Below are 7,394 nucleotides of genomic sequence, written 5' to 3' on the forward strand. Positions count from 1 at the left end.
TGGGACTGTTGGTACGCTCGCGCCATGAGTGACCAGCTGGACGATCTCGAACGGCGGATCGACGAGCTGCGGGCCGGCGTACGCAAGGCCATGCGGGTCAGGGACGGCGCGACCGCCCGCGTCCTGCGGGCCGAGCTGCGCAGTGCCGAACGCGCCTGGGACGCCCTGGTGAGCGGCGGCCCGCCGGGCCCGGCAGGCACGGGCAAGGAGGAGCCGCCGCGCCTGGTCACCGTGCGGGAGCAGGTGCACCAGGGGCTGCGGCTCCTCGGGGCCTGCGCGCAGCCCAGGCTGATCGTGGCCGTCAGCGACGCCTTCTTCGGCGGCACGATCCGCAGCGGCCAGCTCACCAGCCTGCGCAGGGACGAGGAACGCTCGTTCAGGTCCTCGCCCTTCGGACGGCCGTACTATCTGTGCGCCGCGCTCACCGACCGCCTCTCCCCCGCCCGCGGCCTGCTCACGCTCAGCGCCTGGCCGCTGGAGCGGCGGGTGGTCGGCCCGCTCAGCCCTCGCGTGGACTTCCTGACCTGCGCCATCGCGGTGGCGCGGCGGGAGGCGGAGAACGAGGCGGACGAAGAGCGGGCGGGGCGCTTATTGGTGCGGATGGCCAGGAACATCCCCGGCGCCACCGACGGCGCGCTGGGCGCCCCCGACCCCGGCAGGGTGATCGAGGCGGCCCGCGCCGAGCTGCGCGTACACGCCGAGCGCGACACGCGGGATCGCGCCGAGCTGGCGCAACGCGCCGCCGCGCAGCTCGGTGAGGCCGCTCGGCTGTTCGGCGCCGCTACGCTGAGCACGATCAAGAAGGAGACGACGAAGTGAGCGGCTTGAAGCGCGAAGGCGACCACGTGCACCGGCTGGAGGCGCTGCGGGGCAGCACGCCACAGCAGCCGCACGACGCGCGCGCCATCGCGGCCCTGGCCGCGAACCCCGGCTGCACCCGCCGCGCCCTCATGGACGGCGCCGGCCTCGACAAGGACGCCGCGGCCCGGCATCTCGGGTTCCCCGCGCCGTTCGGCCAGTCGCCGTTCGCGATCACGCGCGGCAACATGTTCGAGGCGCTGGTCAAGGCCGACGGCTGCGCGGAACTGCTGCGCATGTTGCGCGAACTGCTCGGGCTGCCGGTGGCCGAGGTGTCCTACCACGACGTGGAGAACGTCGGCGCCCACCTGCGCCACGCCCACACCAGGGCGCTGATCGACCGGGCCGCGGCCGAGGGCCAGGACGCCGGCACCCTGTACGACCATCCGCTGCTCAGCCTGGAGATCGCCGGCCACGTCGCCTACCTGGAGCCGGACGTGGTGGCCTTCCAGCTCGGCGGGCGCTTCCACATCGTGGAGATCAAGTCGTTCGCGGTGATCGACGGGCAGGCCGACCCGTCGGCGGTGGCGGCGGCCGCGCGGCAGGCGGCGGTGTACGTGCTGGCGCTGCGCAACCTGCTGGAGGAGCTGGGCCACGACCCGCTGAAGGTCTCCCACGACGTGGTCCTGGTCTGCCCGGAGAACTTCGCCAACCGGCCCGTCGCGACGCTCGTCGACGTGCGCAAGCAGCTCGCCGTGCTGCGCCGCCAGCTCACCCGGATGACCACGCTGGACCGGCTGCTCGAAGGGCTGCCCGACGACCTGTCCTTCGACCTGCGTCCCGGCGAGGACGGCCGGCCCACCAGGCCGGTGGCCGAGCTGGCGGACGCGCTGCGCAGGACCACCGCCCGCTACGCGCCCGACTGCCTGTCCGCGTGCGACCTGTGTTTCTTCTGCCGCGACGAGGCCCGCCAGGAGGGCGCGTCCGACCAGCTCGGCCGGCAGGTGCGCGACGAGCTGGGCGGGGTCGCCTCGGTGGCCGAGGCGCTGGGCCTGGCCGACGGCACCCGCGACCCCGCCGAGGGCCAGGAGGAGATCGCCCGCCTGCTCCGCAACGCCGAACGCCTGCGCAGGGAGTGCCTGAACTGATGCGGAGACGCGACGCATGATCCCGCCGACCGCCCGCTTCACCGCGGAGAGGCGACGCATGACCCTGCCGACCGCCCGCTCACCGCGGAGAGGCGACGCATGATCCAGCCGACCACACGCCTGCCGCGGAGACGCCCGACATGAGCCTGCTGACCTCGCTCGCCCGGCTGCGGGCCCTGGACGAGGGCATCGCGCAGCCCGTGGCGACCGTCAGGCACTGCCATCTGTCGGCGCGGCCCATGGTGTTCATCCCGCTCAAGCTGTCGGGCGAGGCCGCCGCACCGCTGGCCGCGATGCTCGGCACCGACCGCGAACGGCCGCGCCTGCTCGTGGTGACCCAGCCGCGCAACCGCGACCTGCGCTTCGCCTGGGCGACCGAGGTGGCGGGGGCGCTGCTGCCGTACGTCGAGGCGTTCATGAACGACACCGAGACGGTGGAGCGCAGGAACGCCGACCCCTACGAGCGTGCCCTGGACGCCCCGCAGTTCATCGTGCCGAACCAGGCGGGCGTGGGCTTCATCCGGCTGCTCGGCCGTTCGACCCGCTTCCGGCGCACGGACGGGCCGTACCCGGTGCCTGAGTCGGTGCCGCTGCTGGGGCGGTGGCTGACGTACCTGGCGGAGCGGGCGGCCTATCCCGGCTCGTCGCTGATGTTGTCCGCGACGCAGGAGCTGGGCCGGCACTGGGCCAGCGGGCAGAGCGGGCTGGAGGACGCCAACCTGGCCGCGCTGCTCGGCTGGATCACCACGGGGCCGAGCGACGAGGCCGAGGACCCGCTGATCTGGCCGCCCGCCGGGCCCGCGACCGACCCGGGGTTCGACGCCGAGGTGCTGGCCCCGGCGATGGAGAGCGAGTCGCCCGAGCGCATCACCGAGGCGCTGCGTACCCAGCTCGAACCGACCTGGCGGCTGATGTGGCAGGCGATCGACCTGCTCGCCGCCCTGCCCGAGGGCACGAGCGCGGCGCAGCGGTGGGAGCACGACCGGGGCTCCTTCAGCGGTATGGCGGTGCACATCTCCGAGGGCGCGCCGCCGCAGGCGCGCCGTGACGGCGCGGTGACCGCCGCCGCCAGGCTGGCCCGCATGGAACGCGCCCAGGCCACCTACGACGTGCAGCGCGCCTACGACGACCCGCTGGTGATGGCCGAGTACCGGCTGACCGGCGAGGCGTTCGCGGGCGAGGTGATCGAGACGGTGCCGGACAACACCGAGGGCGAGGGCCGCTCGCGCAAGCTCCGCCCGCTGGTGGTGATCAAGACCGACGATCCGGTACGCCTGCCGCCGGGCACCGCGCTCGGCACCCCGCAGCGCCGCGGCCAGGGCGCCGCGCTGGTGGAGGCGGACCAGGGACTGGTCACCCTGAAGATCACCAAGGGCATGGGCCGGGGCAAGACCCCCGCTCCGGGAGCCGTGCCCGAGATCGGCGAGCGGGTCTGCTACACCTCGCTGACCGACGACTTCCAGGGCTCGGCCGCCCTGCCCGAGTCCGAGGCCACGCCGTGGACGCACGGCGGCCCGCCGCAGGAGTACGTGCCCGACGACGATGACGCCCAGGAGGAGTGGTCGTGACCCCCAGCCCGGAGCAGGACCTCAGCCCGGAGCAGGTCATCAGGAACGTGCTCGCCGACCTGCCCCGCCACCGCGGCGTGGTGGTCGACTCACCGCCGGGGGCCGGCAAGTCCACACTGGTGGTACGGGCCGCGGCGCACATCGCGGCCACCGGCGAGCCGCTGATGATCGTGGCCCAGACCAACGAGCAGGTCGACGACCTGGTGACCAGGATCAGCGACAAGCATCCGCACCTGACCGTGGGCCGGCTGTCGGCCAGCGGGTACGTGCCGCCGCTGCGCATGCTGGAGCTGCCCGGCGTCCGGTTCGGCACACGGGTGCAGGACCTGGGCGATCCGGACATCGTCATCGCCACGGCCGACAAGTGGGCGTGGATCGCCGGCCGGGTGTGGCCGTGGGCGATCGTGGACGAGGCGTACCAGATGCGCTCGGACAAGCTGCTGCGGATCGCGGGATTGTTCGAGCGGGCGCTGTTCGTGGGCGATCCCGGGCAGCTCGACCCGTTCTCGATCGTGGACGGCGACCGCTGGTCGGGGCTGTCATGGGACCCGCTGCAGAGCGCGGTGTCGGTGTTGCTGCGGCACAACCCGGACCTGCCGGTGCACCGGCTGCCGGTGTCGTGGCGGCTGCCGGCGTCGGCGGCGCCCGTGGTGTCGCAGGCGTTCTACCCGTTCACCGGGTTCCGGTCGGGGACCGATCACGGGGACCGGTGGCTGGAGTTGTCGACCGGCGGCATGGGCACCGTGCACGACCGGGCGCTTGAGGAGGCGGCCAGATCCGGGTGGGCGCTGCTGGAGCTGCCGAACCGGCACACGGTGCGTACCGACGGTGAGGCCGTGCGGGCGGTGGCGCTGCTGGCCGAGCGGCTGCTGCAACGCGGTGCGACGGCCGGCTCCGAGCAGGGTGAGCAGCCCGTGACGGCGGAGCGGATCGCGGTCGGGGCGGCGCACCGCGACCAGGTGGCCGCGATCAGGGCCGCGGGCCTGCCGCCGGAGATCACCGTGGACACGGCCAACCGGCTGCAGGGCCGCGAGTACGACGTGACGATCGTGCTGCACCCGCTGTCGGGCCGCAGGGACGCCACGGCCTTCCACCTGGAGTCGGGGCGGCTGTGCGTGCTGGCCTCACGGCACCGGCACGCGTGCGTGGTCGTGGCCAGGGCGGGCATCGCCGAACTTCTGGACGCCCATCCGTCGGCGGAGCCGGTGCAGCTGGGGGTTCCGGTGAAGTTCCCCGACGGCTGGGAGGCCAATCAGTCGGTCCTGGAACACTTGTCCCGCCACCGGGTCTGAGCCGGTCGCGCGAGCCCGACCTGCCGCGGCACCGCGTCTGAGCCGCTCACGCGAGCCCCGCCGCCTGCCGCGGCACCGGGTCTGAGCCGCTCACGGGAGCCCGGCCGCCTGGCCGGAGGGCGGGCGGGCAGGCCCGGCTGCGGGGCCGTACCGGTCAGAGGCGGCGTTTCCAGACGTCGATGGCCATGACGACGCGCATGCCCGCCGACTCGTACAGGCCCAGGGCCGGGGTGGTGTTGTTGGAGTCCACGTGCAGAATCGTGCCCTTGCGACCGCGGGCCGCGTCGGCGGCGAAGGCGTGCCGCAGCAGGAAGCGCCCCAGCCCCCGGCCGCGGAACTCGGGCAGCACGGCCAGCGTGGCGACGTAGCCGCAGCCCTCGTCCGGCAGGAACTGGTCGCTGCCGATCACCACGGCGGCCGGCTTTCCGTCGAGTCTGGCGAGCGCGAGCTGGCTCCAGTCGGTCGCGGTCATGGCCTGCCTGCGCTCGTACCACTGCTCGTAGGTGATCGGCACGAAGCCGAAGTGCTCGGCGAAGCCCTCCTGGTGCACGCGGTACGCCTCGCGCCGCACCTCCTCCCGCTCCCCCGTGTGCAGGGTGAGGCCGGGGGGCGCGGCGGGCGGCCCGACCGGGCCGTCATGGTCGATGCGCATGCGGTGGTAGCTGGTGCCGGGCTCGAAGCCCAGCTCCCTGGCCACCTTCTGCTTGTCCCCGTCGGCGCGGTAGACGCCCACGTGCAGGGTGACGGCATCGTGGCCGAGCTCGGCGCCCAGTTCGGCGGCACGGCCGAACACGGCCCGCCACAACTCACCGGCCAGGCCGGTCGCATCGGTGGCGGTGGGGCGGACGATCACCTCCACGTCAACCAGGTCGCTGTCGCCGTTGCGGCACACCCAGGCCCAGCCGTCGAGCCGGCCGCCGGGGTCGCGCGCGAGCCAGCCGTCCCTGTCGCGGTCGAAGCCCGGCTCCACCAGTTCGTCGGCGATGTCGGCGAGCGTCGTGTCCGGGGTGCCGAGCACAGCGGTGTTGCACGTCGCGACGAGCTCGTAGATATCCTCGGCGTCCTCGACCCGTGGCCGGCTGATGGCGTGCATGGTCAGGATTGTGCACGTTATGCCGACCGGACGCCTCCCAATTTCGCCCGGCTTACCTGCCGACCGGCAAAACGTAGAATGAGGATGGGCACTCACTTGCCGGGCGTCAAGTAGAAAAGGTGTGAAGTGCGGGAAGACACCCGAAGCCGGATCCAGGAGATCGCACTGCGGCTCTTCACCGAGCAGGGCTACGAGGCGACCTCGCTGCGGGAGATCGCGGAGGAGCTCGGGGTCACGAAGGCCGCCCTTTACTACCACTTCAAGACCAAGGACGACATCGTCGCGAGCCTGGTCGAGATGCGCCTCACCGAGTTGGAGGAGTTGCTGGCCTGGGCCAGGGAACGGCCCAAGACGCCGCAGAGCCGCCGCGAGCTGGTCGAGCGTTACGCCGAGAGCGTCCGGGCCAGCCGCCACCTCGGGATCGCCAGGTTCCTGGAGCGGAACCAGACCGCGCTGCGCGACCATCCGACCCTGATCAAGATTCGCCAGCGTATGCTGGAGCTGACCTCGGAGATCAGCGACCCGGACGCGACACCCGCCGAGCGGGTCAGCCACGCGCTGGCGCTGTTCGCGATGCACGCGGGCAAGTGGCTGATGAAGGAGGGCGACCTGTCCGAGGAGGAGATCCACAAGGCGTGCCTGGAGGTGGCCCACCGGTTGCTGGAACCGTGACGGCTCCGGCCCCGCACCACCCGCAATTGACGATTGGGACGTGAATTCGGGGGCAGAAGTGCTCGCACGCATCCATACGGGAGGAGGCGCAGTGGAGGCGACGATGGCGCTCCGACTGCCCAGGGATGCGGCGAGCGTCCCATTGATCAGACAGATGCTGGACGGCACGCTGCGGTCGCTCGGCGTCGATCCGCAGGTTCGAGATGACATCGAGCTCATGCTCACCGAGGCGTGCTCCAATGTGATCAAGCACGCGGCGCCGAGCGACGACTACACCGTCAGCGCGTCCGTCCACGATCATCTGTGCGTGATCAAGGTGGTCGATGCCGGCGACGGTTTCGACCCGCGCAAGCTGGAGGAGCCCGACCCAGGCTCCGAGCACGGACGCGGTCTGCAGATCATGCGTGCGCTCGCCGACGACATCCGGTTCACCAACAGAAGCGAGCACGGGGCGGTGGTCTGCCTGGAGAAGCGCCTGCGCTACTCACCCGGCGCCGCCGGCCAGCACCTCCTGACCACCTGACCGCCCACCATCCCCCGACCAACCGAACAACCCGACCGGCCGGCCGCCATCCCCTGGCAGCCGGCCGCTCGCCGTTCCGGCAGCCAAGGCGTCCCGAGGACCGCAGCATTCCGGGAGCTGAAGCATTCCCGGGGACCGAGGCGTCCCGAGGGCCGCAGCGTCCCGATTGCCGCAGCGTCCTGGGGACCACAGCGTCCCGGGAGCCGAAGCATTCCCGGGGACCGAGGCGTCCCGAGGGCCGCAGCGTCCCGATTGCCGCAGCGTCCTGGGGACCACAGCGTCCCGGGAGCCGAAGCATTC

Annotated in this window: 7 protein-coding genes; 6 read left to right on the forward strand and 1 reads right to left on the reverse strand. The window is 72.5% G+C overall.

Going from position 1 to position 7,394, the window contains the following annotated elements:
• Window positions 1-24 precede the first annotated feature (24 nt).
• The 4 genes from AB0I81_RS03055 to AB0I81_RS03070 all read left to right on the forward strand — a co-directional run bounded on the left by AB0I81_RS03055 (window position 25) and on the right by AB0I81_RS03070 (window position 4,806).
• Window positions 25-819 (forward strand): hypothetical protein, encoded by a 795-nt coding sequence (locus AB0I81_RS03055; RefSeq protein ID WP_360648904.1) that lies wholly within the window; start codon window positions 25-27, stop codon window positions 817-819.
• A complete protein-coding gene (locus tag AB0I81_RS03060) occupies window positions 816-1,946 on the forward strand; it encodes a hypothetical protein (protein ID WP_360648907.1) in 1,131 nt (376 codons plus the stop codon). Before AB0I81_RS03055 ends, AB0I81_RS03060 begins: the two co-directional genes overlap by 4 nt.
• A 140-nt stretch (window positions 1,947-2,086) precedes the next feature.
• Window positions 2,087-3,514: a hypothetical protein gene (locus AB0I81_RS03065; protein WP_360648910.1), complete on the forward strand. Its 1,428-nt coding sequence runs from the start codon at window positions 2,087-2,089 to the stop codon at window positions 3,512-3,514.
• Window positions 3,511-4,806, forward strand: a complete 1,296-nt coding sequence (locus AB0I81_RS03070; protein WP_360648913.1) for an AAA family ATPase — start codon at window positions 3,511-3,513, stop codon at window positions 4,804-4,806. The genes AB0I81_RS03065 and AB0I81_RS03070 overlap by 4 nt, the downstream gene beginning before the upstream one ends.
• Window positions 4,807-4,960: 154 nt before the next feature.
• Here the strand turns inward: AB0I81_RS03070 and AB0I81_RS03075 are convergent, their stop codons facing one another.
• Window positions 4,961-5,899 carry a GNAT family N-acetyltransferase gene (locus tag AB0I81_RS03075; RefSeq protein ID WP_360648916.1) on the reverse strand — a complete coding sequence of 313 codons (939 nt, stop codon included), beginning with the start codon at window positions 5,897-5,899 and terminating at the stop codon, window positions 4,961-4,963.
• Between the two features lie 126 nt (window positions 5,900-6,025).
• On the opposite strand from AB0I81_RS03075, the gene AB0I81_RS03080 reads away from it, so the two are divergent.
• Both AB0I81_RS03080 and AB0I81_RS03085 read left to right on the forward strand, forming a co-directional pair.
• Entirely contained in the window at window positions 6,026-6,571 is a 546-nt protein-coding gene (locus AB0I81_RS03080) for a helix-turn-helix domain-containing protein (RefSeq protein WP_360648919.1), read from the forward strand.
• A 103-nt stretch (window positions 6,572-6,674) separates the two neighbouring features.
• Window positions 6,675-7,094, forward strand: a complete 420-nt coding sequence (locus tag AB0I81_RS03085) for an ATP-binding protein (protein ID WP_360648922.1) — start codon at window positions 6,675-6,677, stop codon at window positions 7,092-7,094.
• Window positions 7,095-7,394 lie beyond the last annotated feature (300 nt).

Origin of the sequence: Nonomuraea sp. NPDC050404 (assembly GCF_040655495.1) — a bacterium.
Classification (GTDB): domain Bacteria; phylum Actinomycetota; class Actinomycetes; order Streptosporangiales; family Streptosporangiaceae; genus Nonomuraea.

What these genes read in the sequence shown, in the direction of transcription:
- AB0I81_RS03055 (WP_360648904.1), top strand. Translation starts at nt 25, where the DNA reads ATGAGTGACCAGCTGGACGATCTCGAACGGCGGATCGACGAGCTGCGG.
- AB0I81_RS03065 (WP_360648910.1), top strand. Translation starts at nt 2,087, where the DNA reads ATGAGCCTGCTGACCTCGCTCGCCCGGCTGCGGGCCCTGGACGAGGGC.
- AB0I81_RS03075 (WP_360648916.1), bottom strand. Translation starts at nt 5,899, where the DNA reads ATGCACGCCATCAGCCGGCCACGGGTCGAGGACGCCGAGGATATCTAC.
- AB0I81_RS03085 (WP_360648922.1), top strand. Translation starts at nt 6,675, where the DNA reads ATGGCGCTCCGACTGCCCAGGGATGCGGCGAGCGTCCCATTGATCAGA.